At 50.2% G+C, this 17,525-nt stretch carries 24 protein-coding genes; 9 read left to right on the forward strand and 15 right to left on the reverse strand.

Translation table 11 applies throughout. The features are described from left to right. Positions 1-122 precede the first annotated feature (122 nt). Positions 123-446 (forward strand): PadR family transcriptional regulator, encoded by a 324-nt coding sequence (locus E5336_RS00715; protein ID WP_135979168.1) that lies wholly within the window; start codon positions 123-125, stop codon positions 444-446. Further along, entirely contained in the window at positions 439-1,353 is a 915-nt protein-coding gene (locus E5336_RS00720) for a DUF4097 family beta strand repeat-containing protein (RefSeq protein WP_135979169.1), read from the forward strand. The genes E5336_RS00715 and E5336_RS00720 overlap by 8 nt, the downstream gene beginning before the upstream one ends. A gap of 43 nt (positions 1,354-1,396) precedes the next feature. Here the strand turns inward: E5336_RS00720 and E5336_RS00725 are convergent, their stop codons facing one another. Further along, positions 1,397-2,377 carry an aldo/keto reductase gene (locus E5336_RS00725; protein ID WP_135979170.1) on the reverse strand — a complete coding sequence of 327 codons (981 nt, stop codon included), beginning with the start codon at positions 2,375-2,377 and terminating at the stop codon, positions 1,397-1,399. A 114-nt stretch (positions 2,378-2,491) separates the two neighbouring features. Here E5336_RS00725 and E5336_RS00730 point away from each other — a divergent pair, with 114 nt between their 5' ends. Beyond that, positions 2,492-3,268, forward strand: coding sequence for a LysR family transcriptional regulator (locus E5336_RS00730; RefSeq protein ID WP_168353490.1), 777 nt, complete (start codon positions 2,492-2,494; stop codon positions 3,266-3,268). Positions 3,269-3,424: 156 nt separating this feature from the next. Here the strand turns inward: E5336_RS00730 and E5336_RS00735 are convergent, their stop codons facing one another. From E5336_RS00735 to E5336_RS00765, 7 genes are all read right to left on the reverse strand, one after another. After that, positions 3,425-4,405: a hypothetical protein gene (locus E5336_RS00735; protein WP_135979172.1), complete on the reverse strand. Its 981-nt coding sequence runs from the start codon at positions 4,403-4,405 to the stop codon at positions 3,425-3,427. Positions 4,406-4,590: 185 nt separating this feature from the next. Further along, positions 4,591-5,049 (reverse strand): pyridoxamine 5'-phosphate oxidase family protein, encoded by a 459-nt coding sequence (locus tag E5336_RS00740; protein WP_135979173.1) that lies wholly within the window; start codon positions 5,047-5,049, stop codon positions 4,591-4,593. Further along, complete coding sequence (locus E5336_RS00745) at positions 5,046-5,639, reverse strand: histidine phosphatase family protein (protein ID WP_135979174.1); 594 nt, start codon at positions 5,637-5,639, stop codon at positions 5,046-5,048. Before E5336_RS00745 ends, E5336_RS00740 begins: the two co-directional genes overlap by 4 nt. Continuing rightward, complete coding sequence (locus E5336_RS00750; protein WP_277820717.1) at positions 5,590-6,570, reverse strand: SIR2 family NAD-dependent protein deacylase; 981 nt, start codon at positions 6,568-6,570, stop codon at positions 5,590-5,592. Before E5336_RS00750 ends, E5336_RS00745 begins: the two co-directional genes overlap by 50 nt. After that, complete coding sequence (locus tag E5336_RS00755; RefSeq protein ID WP_135979175.1) at positions 6,500-7,288, reverse strand: protein-ADP-ribose hydrolase; 789 nt, start codon at positions 7,286-7,288, stop codon at positions 6,500-6,502. Before E5336_RS00755 ends, E5336_RS00750 begins: the two co-directional genes overlap by 71 nt. Before the next feature lie 17 nt (positions 7,289-7,305). Then, positions 7,306-7,671, reverse strand: a complete 366-nt coding sequence (locus E5336_RS00760; RefSeq protein WP_135979176.1) for a nuclear transport factor 2 family protein — start codon at positions 7,669-7,671, stop codon at positions 7,306-7,308. Between the two features lie 96 nt (positions 7,672-7,767). Then, entirely contained in the window at positions 7,768-8,217 is a 450-nt protein-coding gene (locus E5336_RS00765) for an Rrf2 family transcriptional regulator (RefSeq protein ID WP_135979177.1), read from the reverse strand. A 152-nt stretch (positions 8,218-8,369) separates the two neighbouring features. On the opposite strand from E5336_RS00765, the gene E5336_RS00770 reads away from it, so the two are divergent. Then, positions 8,370-9,083, forward strand: a complete 714-nt coding sequence (locus E5336_RS00770; protein WP_168353491.1) for a C39 family peptidase — start codon at positions 8,370-8,372, stop codon at positions 9,081-9,083. A 193-nt stretch (positions 9,084-9,276) separates the two neighbouring features. Next, positions 9,277-9,681 carry a hypothetical protein gene (locus tag E5336_RS00775; protein ID WP_135979179.1) on the forward strand — a complete coding sequence of 135 codons (405 nt, stop codon included), beginning with the start codon at positions 9,277-9,279 and terminating at the stop codon, positions 9,679-9,681. Between the two features lie 42 nt (positions 9,682-9,723). Here the strand turns inward: E5336_RS00775 and E5336_RS00780 are convergent, their stop codons facing one another. From E5336_RS00780 to E5336_RS00790, 3 genes are all read right to left on the reverse strand, one after another. Continuing rightward, positions 9,724-10,023, reverse strand: coding sequence for a Txe/YoeB family addiction module toxin (locus E5336_RS00780; RefSeq protein WP_135979180.1), 300 nt, complete (start codon positions 10,021-10,023; stop codon positions 9,724-9,726). Positions 10,024-10,025: 2 nt separating this feature from the next. Then, positions 10,026-10,310, reverse strand: coding sequence for a hypothetical protein (locus tag E5336_RS00785; protein ID WP_135979181.1), 285 nt, complete (start codon positions 10,308-10,310; stop codon positions 10,026-10,028). Positions 10,311-10,409: 99 nt separating this feature from the next. Continuing rightward, complete coding sequence (locus E5336_RS00790; protein ID WP_135979182.1) at positions 10,410-11,054, reverse strand: hypothetical protein; 645 nt, start codon at positions 11,052-11,054, stop codon at positions 10,410-10,412. Positions 11,055-11,977: 923 nt separating this feature from the next. Between E5336_RS00790 and E5336_RS00795 the strand changes: the two genes are divergently transcribed. The 4 genes from E5336_RS00795 (at position 11,978) to E5336_RS00810 (ending at position 14,526) form a co-directional block, all read left to right on the forward strand. Beyond that, positions 11,978-12,655: a hypothetical protein gene (locus E5336_RS00795; RefSeq protein WP_135979183.1), complete on the forward strand. Its 678-nt coding sequence runs from the start codon at positions 11,978-11,980 to the stop codon at positions 12,653-12,655. A 660-nt stretch (positions 12,656-13,315) separates the two neighbouring features. After that, on the forward strand, positions 13,316-13,528 hold the full coding sequence (locus E5336_RS00800) for a hypothetical protein (RefSeq protein ID WP_135979184.1): 213 nt from the start codon (positions 13,316-13,318) through the stop codon (positions 13,526-13,528). Beyond that, a complete protein-coding gene (locus tag E5336_RS00805; protein ID WP_135979185.1) occupies positions 13,528-14,082 on the forward strand; it encodes a flavodoxin in 555 nt (184 codons plus the stop codon). Before E5336_RS00800 ends, E5336_RS00805 begins: the two co-directional genes overlap by 1 nt. A 72-nt stretch (positions 14,083-14,154) precedes the next feature. After that, positions 14,155-14,526, forward strand: a complete 372-nt coding sequence (locus E5336_RS00810; protein WP_135979186.1) for a hypothetical protein — start codon at positions 14,155-14,157, stop codon at positions 14,524-14,526. Positions 14,527-14,544: 18 nt separating this feature from the next. On the opposite strand, the gene relB is transcribed toward E5336_RS00810, so the two are convergent. From relB to E5336_RS00830, 4 genes are all read right to left on the reverse strand, one after another. Next, complete coding sequence (gene relB, locus E5336_RS00815; protein ID WP_135979187.1) at positions 14,545-14,748, reverse strand: type II toxin-antitoxin system RelB family antitoxin; 204 nt, start codon at positions 14,746-14,748, stop codon at positions 14,545-14,547. Between the two features lie 104 nt (positions 14,749-14,852). Continuing rightward, a complete protein-coding gene (locus E5336_RS00820) occupies positions 14,853-16,109 on the reverse strand; it encodes a zinc-binding dehydrogenase (RefSeq protein WP_135979188.1) in 1,257 nt (418 codons plus the stop codon). A gap of 4 nt (positions 16,110-16,113) precedes the next feature. Next, entirely contained in the window at positions 16,114-17,049 is a 936-nt protein-coding gene (gene pfkB / locus E5336_RS00825; RefSeq protein WP_135979189.1) for a 1-phosphofructokinase, read from the reverse strand. Then, positions 17,046-17,516, reverse strand: coding sequence for a PTS mannitol transporter subunit IIA (locus E5336_RS00830; protein ID WP_135979190.1), 471 nt, complete (start codon positions 17,514-17,516; stop codon positions 17,046-17,048). The genes pfkB and E5336_RS00830 overlap by 4 nt, the downstream gene beginning before the upstream one ends. Positions 17,517-17,525 lie beyond the last annotated feature (9 nt).

The raw sequence follows: 17,525 nt of genomic DNA on the forward strand, positions 1-17,525 counted from the left end.
TCCTGCCGTAAAACGAATCTTTTTGACATTTTTAAAAATTTCTATATATTTTTCGTTTATATATAGATTTTATATATATCATGCGTTATACTAGGATCATCAAAGAAAGGAGGCGACTGGATATGCGCTTTCCGCTTCCCGCGCCTTTGCTTGAGTTTTTGATCCTCGCCTCGCTGGAAAACGAGGATTCGTACGGCTATGAAATTTGCCAGACGATCAAAACCATTCAAGCTATTAAAGAACCTGTGCTGTATCCGATTTTAAAAAAACTTCAAAACGAAAACCAAATCGACAGCTATGAAAAAATCATTCGCAACCGCCGCCGCAAATACTACGCCCTGACCGAAGCCGGCCGAAACGAGCTGGCCGCCATGCGCCAGGACTGGCAGCTCTACGTCGACGGCATCGACAAAATCGTCCAGCCGAAAGGAGAAACCCATGCGTAACGACTATTACGAACAACTCAAATCCCGTCTGCTTCTTCGCCACAGCGCAAAAGAGGTCAAGGACATGATCGCCTATTTGCAGGAAGCCGCCAAAGACTCCGGCCTGTCCGAGGAAGACTATCTCGCTTCGCTTGGCCCAATCGAGGAAGTGGCCGCCTACTTCGAAGGCGAAGAACCGAAAGAAACCAAAACGCCTCCGATTCCAAATCCAGACAAAGCCGCGGCCAGCACCGGCTTTGAAACGCTGGAAAGCGTACTCGTCTCGATTCCAAACGGATCGCTCAAGCTTTCGTGCTCAGAGAATCCGGGCATCGTCTGCACCGAAGGGGAAAACGCCATCAACATCCGGTTTGAAGAAACAAAACTTGTCGTTTCGGCCAAACCGCAAGCAAAACTCGGCTTGTTCAACCGCAAATATCCAAATATCGCCCTGGAGATCGTGCTGCCCGACAAGTGCGTGCTCGAAACGCTGGAAGTCCACACCGTCAACGCCAACGCCCACCTTCACCACATGCTGGCAAACCGGGCCGCGTTTGAAACCGTCAACGGCGACTTCACGATTGGCGAATCGTCGTTTGGCACGACCCGCGCCTCCGCCGTCAACGGCGACATCCGTTTCGCCAACGCCAATCTTGGACGCGTCAAAATCGACACCGTCAATGGTGATCTCGCTCTCAAAGCCTGCGCGGTGACGGAAGGAAAAATCGACACGGTCAACGGCAAGCTCTCTCTCGATATGGAAACGGACGCCACGATCAAGGCCGAAACCGTGTGCGCGAAAATCGTTTCCGACACGGGGTTCGTTTATTCCGGCGTGCCGGGCACCAAGCTGAAACAGCCCGGCAGCCATCCCGACCATATGCTGAAAATTTCCTCGGTGGGTGGAAAGATCCACTTCGCCCGTTAACCAAAAAAGGAACGATCCTTCTCCTTCGATCGTTCCTTTTCTCTTATTCCATGAACTCGACGATTCCTCGATGCCCATGCACATCGAGGGTGTCTAACGCGGCATCGAGCGTCTCGAACTCCTCGTCCGTCAACGCCACATCGGCCGCGCCCAGATTTTCCAAAATTCGTTCCTGATTTTTCGATCCCGGGATTGGCACGATGTGAGGGGCTTTTTTCAGCATCCACGCCATTGAAATTTGCGCCGGCGTCGCGTCCTTTTTCGCGGCAAGCGCCTCGATCAGCGCGAGCACCGGCCGGTTACCGTCCAGATTTTCCTGACGCATTTGCGGAACCCAGCTGCGCACGTCGTCCACCGTTTCGAACTGCGATTCCGATTGTACCTTTCCTGAAAGATACCCGCTGGCGACCGGTGAAAACGGCACGAGCCCGATCCCGTGCGCCAGACAATACGGAATGACTCTTTTTTCGCAATCGCGCTCCAGCATGTTGTACAGGTTTTGCACGGCGCTCAGCGGACAAACGCGATGGGCACGCTCAATCGTATCCACCTCGACTTGCGACAATCCCCAGCCACGAATCAAACCTTCGTCGATAAGCTTCTTCATCACCGCGGCTACTTTTTCAACCGGCACATGGCGGTTGACGCGATGCCAGTAATACAAGTCCACATAACGGGTGCGCAGTCGTTTCAGGGAAGCGGCCAAATGCCGGCGGATTATCGCTTCCACGTCCCCTTCCTGTTCAAGTTCCTCGTTCGTAATCGTGATCTTGGTGGCGATGACGACTTGCCCGCGCACCGGCTCGAGCGCCTCGCCAACCAGCTCCTCGTTGTGCCCCGGATACCGCTGCTGATGGCCATACACTTCGGCGGTGTCAAAAAAGGTACAGCCATTGGCAAACGCTTTTCGAATCGCCTCCACGCTGTATTCGTGTTCCGGAATGACGCCATAGCCATGCGACAGTCCCATGCATCCCATTCCGATAGCGGAAACCTCGATTTGTCCCAGCTTTCTTTTTTCCATTTTTCATCCCTCTTTTCCTGCTTTTATTGTGCAGAAAGCCGAAAATTTTGTACAATGCATATAAACAAAGCCACTATGCGCGCCATGAATAGCGAAAAGAAGGAGGGGTCTTCCATGTTTACATTGGAACAACCGGAGCAGTTGCTTGCTGTCGAACGCGATCAAACGCTGTCGCGCGCCGCCCGCAGCCTGGCCGTCTCCCAGCCTACTTTGACCCGGTCGATGCAGGCGCTGGAGCGCGCGCTGGGCGTCCCGTTGTTTTCGCGCACGAAAAACCAAATCATCCTCAACGAAGCCGGAAAAAAGACGGCCGCGTTCGCGCGGGATGTGCTCAAACAATGCGAACAGTTTCAAAACGAGCTGGCCGACACGCCGATTCGAATCGGATCCCTGGCTCCCATGCCGCTGGAACACTTGCGTAACCAAATCCGGCAAGCCAATCCGCGCCGCGCCGTGGAAGCAAAGATGGCGGACGGCAACACCTTGCTTCGCGGACTCGAGGAAGGTAGTTTCGATCAAATCATTTTGGACGCCTGGCCGCGAACCAAACGCTTTTCATGCAAAGTGTTCGAAACCGAAACGTTGTTCATCCTCGTAAAACAAGGCCATCGTTTCTGGAACCGGCAAACAATCGACTTTGAAACATTGAACGGGGAAACGATGCTGCTGAACACGCAAATTGGAAGCTGGGAATCTTTGGTACGTGAAAAAATGCCCGACTCCACCTTTTTGATGCAGACGGACTTGCAGGCGCTCAATGTCGTGCGTCGCCACTCCAGCCTGCCCAGCTTCGTTTCCAACTTCACCCCGTATACACTGGCGTCAAACGAGCGGATGATCCCGCTTGTCGATTCCGAAGCGACGAAAACCTTCCTCCTCGTTACACGCTAAAAAAAAGGGGGGGAGTAGAAGCATCTTTCTAAAAAGACTGATTTTCTATTTCAAACGCATGAAAGTGGAAGAGTCGAATCCCTTCCACTTTCACAAAATGCATACCCGTTTTTTGGAAGAAGCAAACTTTGAACGCTTCATTTTATAGTTGGATGATCAACTCACAAGATATGGAAGCACAATCGCGCGTAATTCCCCGTCGTATCCGAGCAGGTCGCACGCTTGTTCGGCGGTAAGCCCTTGTTTGGCCATAAGCCGTTGGGCCGAGATCACAAATTGGGAAATCATAGAGTTTCGTTCTTTGTTCCACTCTTTTTCCTTTTTCTCAAATTTCAAATAAGCTTTTTCTTCAATATAGTCGATCACACTCCGCATCGTGATCCCTCCTTTCTTTCGCTCGTATAAATCAAATTGTTCCAAATACACATGCAGCGCCTCGGTCAGCTTCCTGTCATTGGAAAAAGCCGCCAGCGTCATCAGCGTTTCCTCCACATGCTCGATTTTCCATTGTTTTGGAGGTTCGTACATCGGATGGTCCGGATCCTTTTTCCGGCTACGCCGGATTTGCGCGCAATAGTCCGCGATGATCCGAAAATCACTTCGAATCGACGAGATCTTCTCCTCGCTCCACCACGCGATGTTTTCTAAATTCATTGTATAACCGGAAACGAAGGGTTTCAAGAAGGGCGTCTTCTCAAGCCGGGTCAAATCATCCAGGGATTTGGCGTTCCAGGCATCGTCGCCATAATGCAGAACAAATGTGACACACGGAATAAAACGAGAAAGAGGGATTTCGAATGGAGCTTTCGATTTGTGAAGGATCTGGCTTCGCTGCCAAAAGTAGAGGGTGTCGCCATAGCCTAAAGCGCGTATGGGCATCGTCCAGTCGCGCCAAATCTGGTTTTCAAAGCAGACGATAAAAAGCGGGTTCCCTCGTTTGTCGAGAATCATGGCGCAAACGTCGCGGTACAAGTCATGAAGCGAGTCGTCGAATACAAAATGGCTGGGGATGTCAAGATAGCGGATCTGATTCGAAGAAATGATGGGCGCGTTGTGAAACAAAAGCAGGTTCACAAGAGAGGCGAACACATCGGGGACGCGAAGAAGCGCCTTTTGGGTGATGTCTTTGTTGGACATGAATAAGAAATTCCTTTCTATTTAGGATTTCCATGGAAAGATCGTTTTGGGATGACCCGTCGAAAGACGGGGTTGAAATATTTCATCCCGATTATAACAATTTCCCCCTAAAACGCAAACAAAAGATGATTTTTCTGTTTCACAAAAAAGCGGAAGGATTCGATTCCTTCCACTCGTTTCATTTCTTATGGCCGGCATCTTGCCTTGCCGCTCCATTGCCGGATTGTCAGTTTGAACACCGCCGTGTCTTTCCAGGCGCGCTCCACGTACGCCTGTCCTTCCTCAAGCCGCTGCGGAGCGAATCGTTCAATCAGCGCAAGCAATCCTTTTTTCCTCTCGCGCTCGTCTTTCACGATTTCAATCGGCCCGTTGACAAGGATGCTCGCGTAGTCGGTGCTAAACAAGTCCGGCCGGTTGCGCGCGTGGTCGACCACGCAAAAGCACGCCTCGTTGTTGAAAAGGATATACTCGTAACGCAGCCCTTCCATGGCGCCATGCAAATACAGCGCGTCTTCCACCAGCACATAATTCATCGGCACGGCGTACGGCTTGTCGTTTCCGCTCAACGCGAGCACGCCATACGATCCCTTCGCCAAAATGTCCCGCGTTTGTTCCTGGGACAACGCGCATTTTTGTTTTCTCATGCTTCTTCCTCCAGTCCAGAAAAGTCATGGTTGACGGCTTGCACAAACGAAAACGCCTTCGTATCCGTGTCGTAGTCGTATTCGAACACCGCGCAGTTGTCGCAGTCCTGCTCGTCGCGCATTTTTGCGCCCATCAGCCACGCGTAAAAGATCCGCATGACCCCGCCATGCGTGACGCAAAGCACCGACGTGTGCTCCTCTTCCATCACCTCTTTGATTTTGGCCACGACGCGCGCTTCCACCTGCTCCAGCGTTTCCCCGCCATAGCGGGCAAAGTACGCTGGAAACAACTCGACCGGCGGCATCAGGCATTCAGGCTGGCCCTCAAATTCGCCAAAATCCATTTCCTTGAGCGCGTGGTGGCGCGTATACGGCAAATCCGTCACCAGTTCGAGCGTGTCCGAGCAGCGCTCGCTCGTCGAGCAGACGACCCGGTCGAACGCGATGCCGTTTTTCGCGAAGTATCGTTTCGCGATCTTCGCCTGCCTTTTTCCCTGTTCCGTTAGCGGCGCGTCGCACCACCCCTGGATACGGTGCCGCTCATTGAAGCGCGTCTGTCCGTGCCGCAGCATGTACAGTTTTTTCCTCATCCATTCCCCTCCTCGATTCGCTTCCAGTATACAACGATTCAAGGACTTCGTTCAAATCCGCGCGCAAAGCGAGCGTTCTCGATTCGATGGAGGCGGGAACGAGGATCTCAGCAGCGTCGATTGTCGCCAGCCTGGCGTTCGGGTTTTCCAGCACCCGGTTCCAAAACGGGTACTTGATGATGCCCGGTGTGTTGAAGCCGACCCCGAGCTCCAAAAACAACACCCTTTCCCCCTCGTGCGCGTCCAAAAACCGTCGATAGCGTTTCGCGGCCGCGCGCCAGCCATCGTCTTCGACAAACGTCGAATCGGATCGAAGGTTCATCGCCATCGGTTTTCCACACACCGGACAATGCGGAACGAGAACGTCGGGCACGGACATCGACACCGGACCGTTTGAAAAAAGACCGCCTTCCTCGTCGATCGCAAAGCCCTGGGCTTGCACCATCGCCCACATCGTTTTCTCGTTATCGTACGTCTTGTCGTGGCAAGGTGTCGAGCATTGAAACAAGCCGTAGTCGCCTTGCGTGTAAAACAGACGGTTCCTGTCGAACCCGGCCTTCTGAAAGCAGTGGTCGACGTTGGTCGTCAGCACGAAGTAGTCTTTGTCCTTGACGAGCTCGTACAACGCCTCGTATACGGGCTTGGGCGCGTCCATATACCGGTTGATGTAGACGTAGCGCGACCAGTACGCCCAAAACTCGTTCGGGCTGGCGAACGGATAAAAACCACCCGAATACATGTCGGTCAACCCGTAGCGCGCCATAAAATCAAAAAACGTCTGCTCAAAGCGGGTGCCCGCGTACGTGAAGCCGGCCGCCGTCGAAAGGCCCGACCCGGCGCCGATCACGATCGTGTCCGCCTCATCGAGCCACGCTTTGAGTCGCGCCAAGTTTTTGGCGGTAGCGCGCTTCGTCTTCCGCAGTAAACGCATCGAAAATCACCTCCAGTTTCGTTCCCGTTTCCCTTTGATACGCTTTGACCGTCTGGATCGCGATGTCGGCCGCCTCGTCAGGCGGAAAATGAAACTCGCCCGTCGAGATGGAGCAAAACGCGACCGAGCCTAAACCTTGCCGTTCGGCCAGCGCAAGGCATTGGCGATAGCACGAGGCAAGCTGTTCGCGATCAAGAGGGCTCAGCGCTCCGCGCACGATGGGTCCGACGGTGTGCAGGACATAGCGGGCGGGCAAGTTGAATCCGGGTGTGAGTTTCGCCTGCCCGGCCGGTTCCGGACGCCCTTGCTTTTCCATGATGGCCTGACACGTCAGCCGCAGCTGTACGCCCGCCTTCGAATGGATGGCGTTGTCGATGCAGCCATGGCACGGAACGAAGCAGCCGAGCAGCGCGCTGTTGGCCGCGTTGACGATCGCGTCCACCGCCAGCCGGGTGATGTCTCCGCGCCATACATACAATCCCGGTTCGACTGGTGTCAGATCGGCGATGGACACGACGCCGCCCTCTTCCTTCTCGTATTGAAGATAGGCGTCCTGGAGCGCTAAAAATTCGTCCGTTACCGGATAGGGCGGGCGCACGTTCATGAGCGCGCGAAACAGCCGTTTCTTTTCCGGCAGGGACGCCGGGATCGCGATGGATTCGTCGCATTCGGCCAGCCGCATCGCGATCAGCCGGTCGAGTCGTTGTTCCTGATTCATGAACTTGCCTCCTTTGTTTAAAATTTTCCGTTTGCATTGGCGGACCGCGATGGAATGGAAGCCATCACGTCCCAGTGTTCGGCGATCTTTCCGTTTTCGTCAAAGCGGAACACGTCAAAGGCGACTTGCTTGCCGGCGCCGGCAAAGTCATACACCGTATGCAAAAACACGTTGTCCCCATCCTCGAAGGCGCGGATGTTTTCCACCGTGGTTGGCGCGGGGGCCTTGGCAAGCGCTTTGACGCTGTCCACAAAAGCCGAACGCCCGGTAGCGTAAGACGGATTGTGCTGAATATACGAAGACGCGAGCAAATCGTATGCCTGTTTGGCGTCTCCGGTTTGGAATGTCGCGATGAGCGCGAGCGCTTTTTGAATCTTTGTCATGGGAACCCTCCTTTAATGTGTATATTCTTATTACATCGATAATATACGCCTTCTAAGATGTAATTTCAATAGTTACATTAACAAAAAAAGAAAAACTCACGATTGTGAGCTCTCTTTGGCGATCCATTGTTTCGTGTCGGCGACGACGTCTTGCAGCGTCGTCTTTTTCAATTCGGTTTCCAGCGCCGTCTGCGCCGCGTCCAGCTTGGGGTCGAGCACAAAATGAATGTTGCGTCCGACCGGGCATTGCCGGGACGGATCCTCGTGGAAGTGGAACAGGCCGTTTTCATCGACGGATTCGACGGTTTCGTACACGTCGTACAGCGTGATGGAATCCAGCGGTTTGGCGATCGTGGCCCCGCCGCTGCCGCGCTGGACATCGATCAGGCCCGCCTTTTTCATTTTAGACAGCAGGCGCCGGATGACGACCGGGTTGACGTGGATGCTTTGGGATAAAAAATCACTCGTCACTTTCCTGTCGTTTTGAAACACGTCCATAGCAATCAGCATGTGGACGGCGATGGTGAATCGGCTCGATATTTGCATAGGTTCCTCCTGTCTTTTTCGTTCCTATTCATTATACAACCCCATCGCTCTTTTCCTTAAAAAAAATGAGCTTTCGCCCACTTTGATCCGTTTTCAAAAGACGATTCCCCTTTTCCCAGGTTCGGCTTATAATGATGAAAAAGGAGAATCTTATGAAGAAAAAACTTTTATGGCTTGGTTTCACGATACTTCTGGCTGGATGCTCCAGCGCGCCCGCTCCAAAAGTGCCAACACCCGCCCCTTCCGCGATGAATGAACCGGTTGAATCCGAAGAGCCATCCGAGCCGGTTTTTGAACCCGAGTCTTTAGCTCCGGCGACTTCCACGATCTCCATCCAGCCATTCATGCAGGAAAATAGCTATTATTGCGTCCCGGCCTGCGTACAAAGCGTTTTGGCGCTCCATGGCGTTTCTCTTTCTCAAAGCGAGCTGGCCAGCGAGATGCGTACCGATCCGGTCACCGGCACCGAGTATGTCGATTTGGCGCGCGTCGTCAACCGCTACGCCTTTGGTGTCGAACAGCCCGGAACCGGCGAGCCTGGCTATCGGGTGCAAACGGTCGCCATTCACGAATCCGATCCAAACGCCAAAGCGCTCTTTTTCGAGCGGATCCAAAACGACTTGAAAACGAACGATCCTGTGTTTTGCGCCATCGACCGCCAAGGTGTTTTTTCTGAATTGTCCTCTGCCAATCACATGATTTTGGTGATTGGATGCCAAACCAGTCCCGATACGAACGAAATCGAGTCGTTCACGCTGTTCGACCCCTATCCGTATGAAACGCATCCTGAAGCCATATTTACCGTTTCCCCCGATTTGTTGTGGAAAAGTCTCGTTCAAAACGTGGAACCGGCGTATATTTGGTAGGAAAACATCATGTCAAACCGTCTGAAAGTCCCTTTCTTATGGATTGGGGCTTGTTCTATTTTTATTTGGATAAGCGACAAAAAAGCGTCTTTCGTCTTTTTTAACCTGTTTTAAAAACAAAAAAATTATTCCTATATATTTTCAATAAAAATGGAAGTATAATAAAAAGGTATTGAGAAAGGAAGAGAGTAAAATGCTGAAACGTATGATCCATCATGGCGTACCCGCGCTGCTTTTTTTCTTGGCGATCGGTGTGATCGCGTTTGGACTCAGCATGTCAAAATCCCATCCGCCTGATTTGATTGGCTCCTTCCAGCCTTCCGAAGCTAATTCGGACTTTCTCACTTTCGAAAAGGACACGTACATCTTTTACGAGTATAAGTCCCTTCGCGCGACCGAGGGCCGCTATGTGCTTGTCGGCCACACGATCACGTTTAAAACCGGCCCGCTGAAAAACATCCAGGCCACCATTCATAAAGACACGATCACGCTTCGCTATCCAAACGACCAAACTCAAACGTACCAAAAGGTTTCCGAGCTTCCGATACGGCTCCAGCCCGACGACATGAATCCCTGGACGTGGAATGAAGAATTGTGAAATGGCAGCCGGCTTCGACCGGCTTTTTTCTTTCCAACCCGATCAAGCGGTTTCCGCTTCCTTTCTCTCTTCTTCCGGAACGCGCTCGTAGTGCGACCAAAGCGACAAAATCTTGATTTGACGGCTTTTTTCCTCCACAGCGTAGACGAGTCGATGCTTGCGGTTGATGCGGCGCGAATACAAACCCGCCAAATCCCCTTGCAGCTTTTCATACGCCGGCGGCCGCTGGTATGGATTGGCGCGAAGGATATCAATGAGCGCCTTCGCCTTTTGATCCAAAAACGCCGCTTTCAGTTTTTTCGCGTCTTTCGCCGCCTCTTTCGCGTAGAAAATCGTGTACACGCCTACCACTCCACTTCCGATTCTTCCAAAAATTCAGCGTCTTCCAACGCGGCCAAAATCTTGTCTTTCAAGCCCGATTCCTGCGTGATTTCCACACTCGCCAGCAGTCCCCGGTACATTTCCTCGCTCAGCAGCACCGCGTTTCCTTCCGGACAGGCAATTTTAACCGCCTGGTCTTGCGCGATCGTCTGTTTGACTTGTTTTAGGCACTCGGTTTGAAACTTCTCCACATCCATCGTCAACATGGCTTTCACCTCGATTTCTTTTTCTTTCTTCCACCATAGCAAGCTTTCCCCCTTATGCCAAACCATTCGCCAACCAAAAAGAGAAAACCCGTTTCGATCCAACAAAGTTTCCTCTCTCTTTCCTATACAACGCCAGCCCATTCAACATCTTGTCAAAAACGCGATGTAATCCTCTTGGATTTCCATTCGTTTCGCATCCAAACCCGTTTCCTTACAGAAATGGATTAGGAACTGGTACACGATTTCCTCGGATTCCCGTTCGCGCTTTCTTTGATCTTCCTTAAGAACTTCCAAAGCCATTTTTAAAACCGTTTCGATTTCTTGTGAAAAGACTGCGTGAATCATTTTACACAACAGGATTTCCTCTTTTGTTTTGGCATATGGCTTTATATCCACCAAAGCTGATTTTGCGCGTTCCTGCTCATTCAGCATGTATAGACACAAAGGCGCGTAAACAAAATTAGAAAGCCCATGTTGAAACGTTTCTCTTTCCTTCCTCATTTGATCCAGCGCTTTTCTATACTCCCCCATCACACATAAAACCAGAACTTCGTTTTGCACGACGCAAAACCGCAAGTACGGATCATCCACGTATTCCATATTGGAAAGCAAGGCTTCAAAGCGGGCATATGCGCTACTATAGGCTCGTAAAGAAATTATTCCTACCGCTTCCAAATTATCAAGATACAACGCCCGAATATAATTGTGTGAAGCGTAAAACTTTTTACGTACCTGTACGCAATGTTCATATACCGCAAATGAAGCTCCGCTTCTCATCCACTCCATAATTTGATAATACTCAATCAACGCTTCCAGCCCGAACAGCTCTTTCTCGTCGACAAATTCCAGCGCTTTTTCAAAGAACCGCTCCATATTACCAAGACGTAGATTCCATCTCCCCTCCATTCCCCGTATCATATACAAAAGCGCCTTCTCGTCGTTGGATAAACAATTTTCAATCAAAACCAGTGAGCGAAATAAATCATCGCTTTTTTGATGGTCCATCACAACCTGAATAAAGTATTGAATCAGTTCCCCGACAAAGCAACCGTATGTGTTTTTCCAGCTTCCTTCTAGCGCCTCAAAACGTTCTCGAACTTTTTCCTGTTTCTTTTTATCAAAACGTAAAAAACAATCCACGATTTGAGCGAGAATTTCTTTCATTTCGAAAAACCGATTCAAATCCGTGTCAAATTGAATGTCATATTGATGTAAAAACCGGTCAAATACATCTTTTTTCATCATGCGAATGCCATTTTCCATTTCACTCAAATTCCCTTTGGACATAAACAAGTCTTTGGATACGTTTTCCAGTGAATATCCCAGCTCTTTTCGCTTCCGCTTTTCAAAAAAGCCAAAAAAGAGAGGAGAAATATCATCTTTTAGTTCTCGAAATTTAATATATTGTTTATTTTTATTCATATTTCTATAATACAGTTAGAACCCGGGAAAAAGAAAGGGGAAACTTTATGAGGCTGTTAAAAAAGGGTATTTTACTCTTGGCTGTCCTGCTTCTATCGTTCGGAGGAGTCGATGTACAGCCAAAACCATGCCTAAAACACAACACCAAGGACTTCTGTTGGCTTGAAAAATCAAGTCGAGGAAAAGAACTTGGTCAATAACATCCAATCTTTATAAAAGAGCTCTTTGTAGCTTTGTTAAATTTCAAAGCTTATATTTGCTACAAAACTAATTAGAAAGAGAATATCATGAAAAAAATCTTATTATCACTTTTGTGCATGTCTTTACTATCTTTTAGTAATCCACAGTCCATCAAAGCTCACCATTCAAACATCGAGAATGCGCAAACATATGTATTAAAAAGCAATGATGAAATCATTGAAACAGATTCATCAGCAGTTTCATTTGGCGAAAAGCTAAATTACGATGTAATCACTATAAAAACCATTCAAGAAAATAGTGGAAAGAAAGATTTATCGCAATCTCAAGCCATTACTGTATCCCACTATTTTCTTAATGAAGAGCAGTCTAGAATGGCACAATCTGCTACATTATCGGAAGGTGTTCTATACTATTCTGCAGTCGCAAGAGCCACAATAAATTATGATACGATTGTTAGTGATTTCGGTATCAAATATGGAGTTTTAAAAAGCGCATCTGGTTATATTTCCAATCTTGATTCTGGGGTTCAAATTCTTAGACAAAGTATTGTACTAGGAACTTGCGGATCATGCGATGGAAATCCATGGCTTGACCAGTCAACAAGTCCAATGAATGTTGTGGGACTAAATTGGGGCACCTATTATGGAGGGGCTAATTGGAAATATGTAAGCATGATTAGTTCTCATCTGATCGGAGTAACCAATACAATCACTCTCAAACATGGATCAACCACCTATACCGACACTATTCAATTTTCTGTATAAAATTTCAACCAATAGATTATAAACAAAAAAAGATAAAGTTTAGAATATATTCTAAACTTTATCTTTATTAAATTATCTAAAAATTAAAAAGGAGATAAAAATGAAAAAATAATTATATTCTTAATTCCTATTCTAGCCTTTTTTGTCCTATTATTGCTAGTCCCTTCTTCACAACTCTATTCTCCAAACAACCGTGTTTTTTTTCATACACTTTTTTGTGATTTATTCATTTCTTTAACGTTATTTATACTTATTGATATTTGGAAACAGCAAATAAAATCTTTCTTTTTACCAAAATCTGTCGCTTATGCATATCAAATAGGATTATCTCTCTTTTTTATTGGTGCTTGGATTTTTTGTTTTTTTTCAACAGTTCCTTATGCTTTATTTGCTAAAAATTATATATATATGTATTTGTTTATTTAATATATAGCACTCTATCAATACGTTTTTCTAATTTCTCTAAACAATAATCTCCTCATTCCTCCCAAAAAAGCCAAAAACGGGGAAAGAAAAGCCATTTTTGGCTTCTTACAATTAAATCTTTATCTTCTTTTTCTTATATATTTTATAATAAAATTGAAATTATAAAAGGCGTTAGAATAAACGCATAAATTCATTGTTTTCATAAAATAATTCTTTCAGAAAGGAGCTGAGCTTATGAAAAAGTACATATGGATCTTCGTTTTGATCGGAGCGATCGTGCTTGGAATGATCGTGTTCAGCTTCTTTGGCGGCGCCCCTCGCCCGATTGAAGTGGAACCGGTCGGCGAGCAAACGGATCGTGTTTCCGATATGATGGAAGATATGGATCTCTTTTCCTCGGAAAAGAAAGCGACAAACGAAATGATCGAAGGAACGGTGGGATACTGATGAAAAAACTAGGAATGCTTTTACTCATGGCTGTGTTCTTGAGCGCGTGCGGCAATGTTTCGCCTTCCAAAAGCCTCGTCGTCTACTATTCGAACAACGACGAGATCGAAGCGCTCGCCACGCAAATCGCCAAGGACTCCGATTCGGAGCTATTCCAAATCGTGCCAAAGAAAGACTACTCCTCCCTGAACGAGAAAATCGAAAACGACGAGGAACTGTCCGTTTCCGAAATCGAGGATTTGCAGTCGACCAACGTTTTGCTCGAACAAAGCGTTCCCGACCAGTGGAGCCAATGCGACACGGTGTACATCGGATTTCCGGTCCAGTCAATCACAGCCGCCCCGGCTCCCGTATCCGTGTTTTTGAGCCAGAACAACCTCAAAAATAAAACGTTCATTCCGTTCACGATCGGAACGCAGGACGCGCTCGACCACGCGAAAGATTCGCTCACGTTTGACGGCGCCCGCAAAGGATGGGAAAGCGGAAAAGCCTTCTCGCCAACGTACACCGACGCCGAAGTCAAGAAATGGGTCGAAACTGTCAACCAGCAATAAAACACCGCTTGACCGCAAGCCGTTGTTCCGGTTTGCGGTTTTCCGCTCCAAAAAGAAAGGGGACTCCTATTGATGAAAACCTGGAAAAAAGTGCTCGTACTCGCCATGCCGCTCGCGCCGCTCCCCGTCGCGTGGCTCTTATTTCCACTGCCTTCGATTGAAATGGACCACACGCTTTTCTTCCAGTCCATCGGGCTGGAAGCTCTGACCTGCCTGTTCACGTTCGGCCTCGTCAGCGTGTGGAAAAAAAGCGCGGCACGCCTCGTATTGCCTTCCCGGCTCGTTTGGGCGTACCGCCTCGCTCTTGCCACGCTGTTTATTGCCCTCTGGCTTGGGTGCCTGTACGGTTCCACATACGCCATGCTGTTCGCCACAAGACGCTTGTACGTGTTCTTCTACATGGCGTACGCGACCCTCACCATTTCCATTCCCACAACCGGCTGACGGCCGGTTTTCTCTTGCCTACAAACCAAGCTCTTTGGCCGTATACGTAACCGGATCAGCCTCGTATTGCCGTTTCGCCTCTTCGTATACACGCAAGTCGTACTCGTCCTCCATCTTTTCCTGAATGAGTCGACACACATACTCGGAAACACACATGCCCTTCTCTTTGGCGGCTTCTTTCACTTGTTCTTCCAAAACCGGATCCAACGCGATCGAAAACATCGGATTTCTCCTTTCCCTCTGCCTCCATTGTATGCCCTTCTCTTCTTTTTCCAAACAAAAACTCCCGGATTTTCCGGAAGCCGTTTGTTTGATTCTCGTTTTGTTTACGCCGCGTTGAAATGCTCCAGCAGCATCTTTTCCGCCTGCGCCGACCACAAGCCCTTGTTCGCCTTGCACACCGCGTCCAGTTCCTTAAAGAACGGATCGGTCTCGCCCAGCTTGCCAAAGTCCTCGATCGCCGTCATCGGCATGTCGATATGCGTGTACACAAGCTTTTTGCCACCCGGCACGTTTGGCAAATCCTTCGTCGTCTCCACGACCGAATCCAAGCCACCCACATGCGTGATCATAACCGCCGAGTTGATGAGGCCCGCGCTGTTTTTGTCGATCGCCTCTTTCATGTCGTCGATCGTTCCCCCCGTGCTGCCAATGATCTTGCTGCGCGAGTAGTGGCAGTCATACAAGTTCACATCCGCCGAGAATTTCGGATCCGTCGGCCCCGCGAACAAGTTCATGCACCCGTCGTACGCCATGATCTGGTTGCCAATCTCGCACACCGCCTTGTTCGGGATGTACACAAACACGTCGTCGTAGCCTTTGCCATCCGTCAAGTCCATCAGTTCCTTGACCTGGTCCTCCATTTTCGCCGTGTTGACATAAATGAGCTCCACGCCATGTTCCTTCGCCTCTTCCTCGCTAATGACTTCGCGCGCTCTGGCGATCCGGTCGTCGTTCACCTCTGTTACGACGATGCGTTTCGGCTTGTTTTCAAACGTCAAGCCATACGAAATCGCGCCCAGACCCATCGGACCGCAGCCACCCAAAATAATGAGGTTGCCGCCTTCCTTCGTCCCCATGATATGCTTGTAGCCGCCCGGCTCCGTATGGTAGTTCGTGTGGTAGCCACCAATACAGCACGACACCGGCTCCGCCACCGAGCTGGCAAAATACGCGTCACCATCAAACGTCCACAAGCAGCCCGCCTCGATAATGTCATTCGGGAAAATGCAGTATTCCGTGTCGCCCCCGCACCACTGGTACGAGTAGCCCGGCGACTCCATCTGGCCCGGAATGGCCGGCTGCTGGGCGAATTTCTGTCCCGGCTTGAACTTGTCCTGCCATTTTTTTCCTACCTTCACGATGTCGCCCGCGAACTCGTGCCCGATAATGATCGGGTTGTCAAACACGTCGTTTGGCACGCGCTTGTGCTTCTCGCCCTGCTTCACCGTCTTCCACGTCGACATGCAAATCGAATCCGAAACGACCTTTACCAAAATCTCATCGTCCTTGATTTCCGGCAGCTCAAACGTGTCCAGCCGGATATCGTCCACTCCATACAATCTCACCGCTCTTGTTTTCATCGTTCTATCCCTCCAAGTTCTCGATTTTCACTTTTGTCTTCAATGTTTCCACCACGCCGAGGCCGGCCGGCTGCGTTCCCGCCGTCGTGCACGCCCCCGCGCTTGTCGCCATCGCCAGCACCGCCAGCTCTTCCAGCGCGTCGCCACGCTCCAGACTAATCGCCAAAGCGGCCACCATCGCGTCGCCCGCGCCCACGCTCGAGTTCAACTCGATTGGCAGCACCGGACAATACAACGTGTCGGTTTCCGTCAAAAAGATCGCGCCCTCGCCACCCATCGAAATGGCCACCAGCTTCGTATCCTCGTTCAACAGCTTTCTTCCAAGCCGCGCCGTATCCAACGCGTTGTCCGGTTCTTCGACGCCAAAATACTGCGCCAGCTCGAAGCGGTTTGGCTTCACCGCGAACGGACCCGCCTTGATGCCTTCCCGGAACAAGTCGCCGTCCGCGTCCAGCAGCACCCGGATGTCCGTTTGCTTCAAATCGTCGATCATCCGCCGGTAAATGTCGCTTTCCACTCCCGGCGACACGTTGCCCGACAACACGACGATCGAGCCCGGCTTGGCCGTCTTCTCGATCAACGCGATCAACGCGTCCACATCTTCCGGTTCGATGCGCGGCCCCGCCTCGTTGAGCTCGGTGAGCACCATGTCCTTGTTAAGCACCTTCAGGTTCGTGCGCGTGTTTCCCTCCACCCACACGAATTGATTGGCGATTCGCAGTTCGTCCAGCGCGTCCTCGATCATCCGGCCGCCCGCGCCCGCCAGAAAGCCGGTGCATACGCTCTCGAAGCCAAGCGCCCGAATCGTTTTCGACACGTTGACGCCTTTGCCGCCCGCGTCCTGCCGCACATTTTGCAACCGGTTCAAGCCGCCCACGATCAATTCGTCGACTTGCGCCGTCTTGTCGATCGCCGGATTGAATGTCACCGTCAAAATCATGCCGCGTCCCCCGCCAGCACGGAATGAATGTATTCCGGCGTGCCGTTCACGACTTTTTCCACGACATCCATGTCGCCCAGCTTTTCCGCGATGTTTTGCAGGATGCCCACATGCTCGTCGGTCGTCGCCGCGATGCCGATAACAATCCGCACCGTGCCACCGCCCCACGCGATGCCTTCCGGGTAAATATCAACCGCAAGACCCGTCTTTTTCACAAAGTCCTTCACTTCGTACTCGCCATGCGGAATGGCGATGTCGTTGCCGATGTACGTCGTCAGGGCGTGGTCGCGGTTGAGCATGCCTTGAATGTATGGCTCGTCGATATAGCCCGCTTCTTTCAAACGGCCGCCGACGCTTAAGATCGCCTCGTCGCTTGTCGCCGCCTTTTGGTTGACGCGAATGTTTTGCACCTCGAGAATTTGCGGCTTTTCATTTTTTTCTTTTTTCTTTCTTTTAAACAATGCCATGATGATATT

Source organism: Dubosiella muris (genome assembly GCF_004793885.1).
In the GTDB taxonomy this organism is placed as follows: Bacteria; Bacillota_I; Bacilli_A; order Erysipelotrichales; family Erysipelotrichaceae; genus Dubosiella; species Dubosiella muris.

Coding starts and splice junctions, on each gene's coding strand:
- E5336_RS00790 (WP_135979182.1), bottom strand. CDS start 11,054: ATGGAGTGGATGAGAAGCGGAGCTTCATTTGCGGTATATGAACATTGC.
- E5336_RS00810 (WP_135979186.1), top strand. CDS start 14,155: ATGAAAACCTGGAAAAAAGTGCTCGTACTCGCCATGCCGCTCGCGCCG.
- E5336_RS00750 (WP_277820717.1), bottom strand. CDS start 6,570: ATGCGTTTACTGCGGAAGACGAAGCGCGCTACCGCCAAAAACTTGGCG.
- relB (WP_135979187.1), bottom strand. CDS start 14,748: ATGTTTTCGATCGCGTTGGATCCGGTTTTGGAAGAACAAGTGAAAGAA.
- E5336_RS00765 (WP_135979177.1), bottom strand. CDS start 8,217: ATGCAAATATCGAGCCGATTCACCATCGCCGTCCACATGCTGATTGCT.
- E5336_RS00715 (WP_135979168.1), top strand. CDS start 123: ATGCGCTTTCCGCTTCCCGCGCCTTTGCTTGAGTTTTTGATCCTCGCC.
- E5336_RS00805 (WP_135979185.1), top strand. CDS start 13,528: ATGAAAAAACTAGGAATGCTTTTACTCATGGCTGTGTTCTTGAGCGCG.
- E5336_RS00725 (WP_135979170.1), bottom strand. CDS start 2,377: ATGGAAAAAAGAAAGCTGGGACAAATCGAGGTTTCCGCTATCGGAATG.
- E5336_RS00760 (WP_135979176.1), bottom strand. CDS start 7,671: ATGACAAAGATTCAAAAAGCGCTCGCGCTCATCGCGACATTCCAAACC.
- E5336_RS00755 (WP_135979175.1), bottom strand. CDS start 7,288: ATGAATCAGGAACAACGACTCGACCGGCTGATCGCGATGCGGCTGGCC.
- E5336_RS00830 (WP_135979190.1), bottom strand. CDS start 17,516: ATGGCATTGTTTAAAAGAAAGAAAAAAGAAAAAAATGAAAAGCCGCAA.
- E5336_RS00770 (WP_168353491.1), top strand. CDS start 8,370: ATGAAGAAAAAACTTTTATGGCTTGGTTTCACGATACTTCTGGCTGGA.
- E5336_RS00730 (WP_168353490.1), top strand. CDS start 2,492: ATGTTTACATTGGAACAACCGGAGCAGTTGCTTGCTGTCGAACGCGAT.
- E5336_RS00775 (WP_135979179.1), top strand. CDS start 9,277: ATGCTGAAACGTATGATCCATCATGGCGTACCCGCGCTGCTTTTTTTC.
- E5336_RS00720 (WP_135979169.1), top strand. CDS start 439: ATGCGTAACGACTATTACGAACAACTCAAATCCCGTCTGCTTCTTCGC.
- E5336_RS00735 (WP_135979172.1), bottom strand. CDS start 4,405: ATGTCCAACAAAGACATCACCCAAAAGGCGCTTCTTCGCGTCCCCGAT.
- E5336_RS00795 (WP_135979183.1), top strand. CDS start 11,978: ATGAAAAAAATCTTATTATCACTTTTGTGCATGTCTTTACTATCTTTT.
- E5336_RS00820 (WP_135979188.1), bottom strand. CDS start 16,109: ATGAAAACAAGAGCGGTGAGATTGTATGGAGTGGACGATATCCGGCTG.
- E5336_RS00800 (WP_135979184.1), top strand. CDS start 13,316: ATGAAAAAGTACATATGGATCTTCGTTTTGATCGGAGCGATCGTGCTT.
- pfkB (WP_135979189.1), bottom strand. CDS start 17,049: ATGATTTTGACGGTGACATTCAATCCGGCGATCGACAAGACGGCGCAA.
- E5336_RS00740 (WP_135979173.1), bottom strand. CDS start 5,049: ATGAGAAAACAAAAATGCGCGTTGTCCCAGGAACAAACGCGGGACATT.
- E5336_RS00745 (WP_135979174.1), bottom strand. CDS start 5,639: ATGAGGAAAAAACTGTACATGCTGCGGCACGGACAGACGCGCTTCAAT.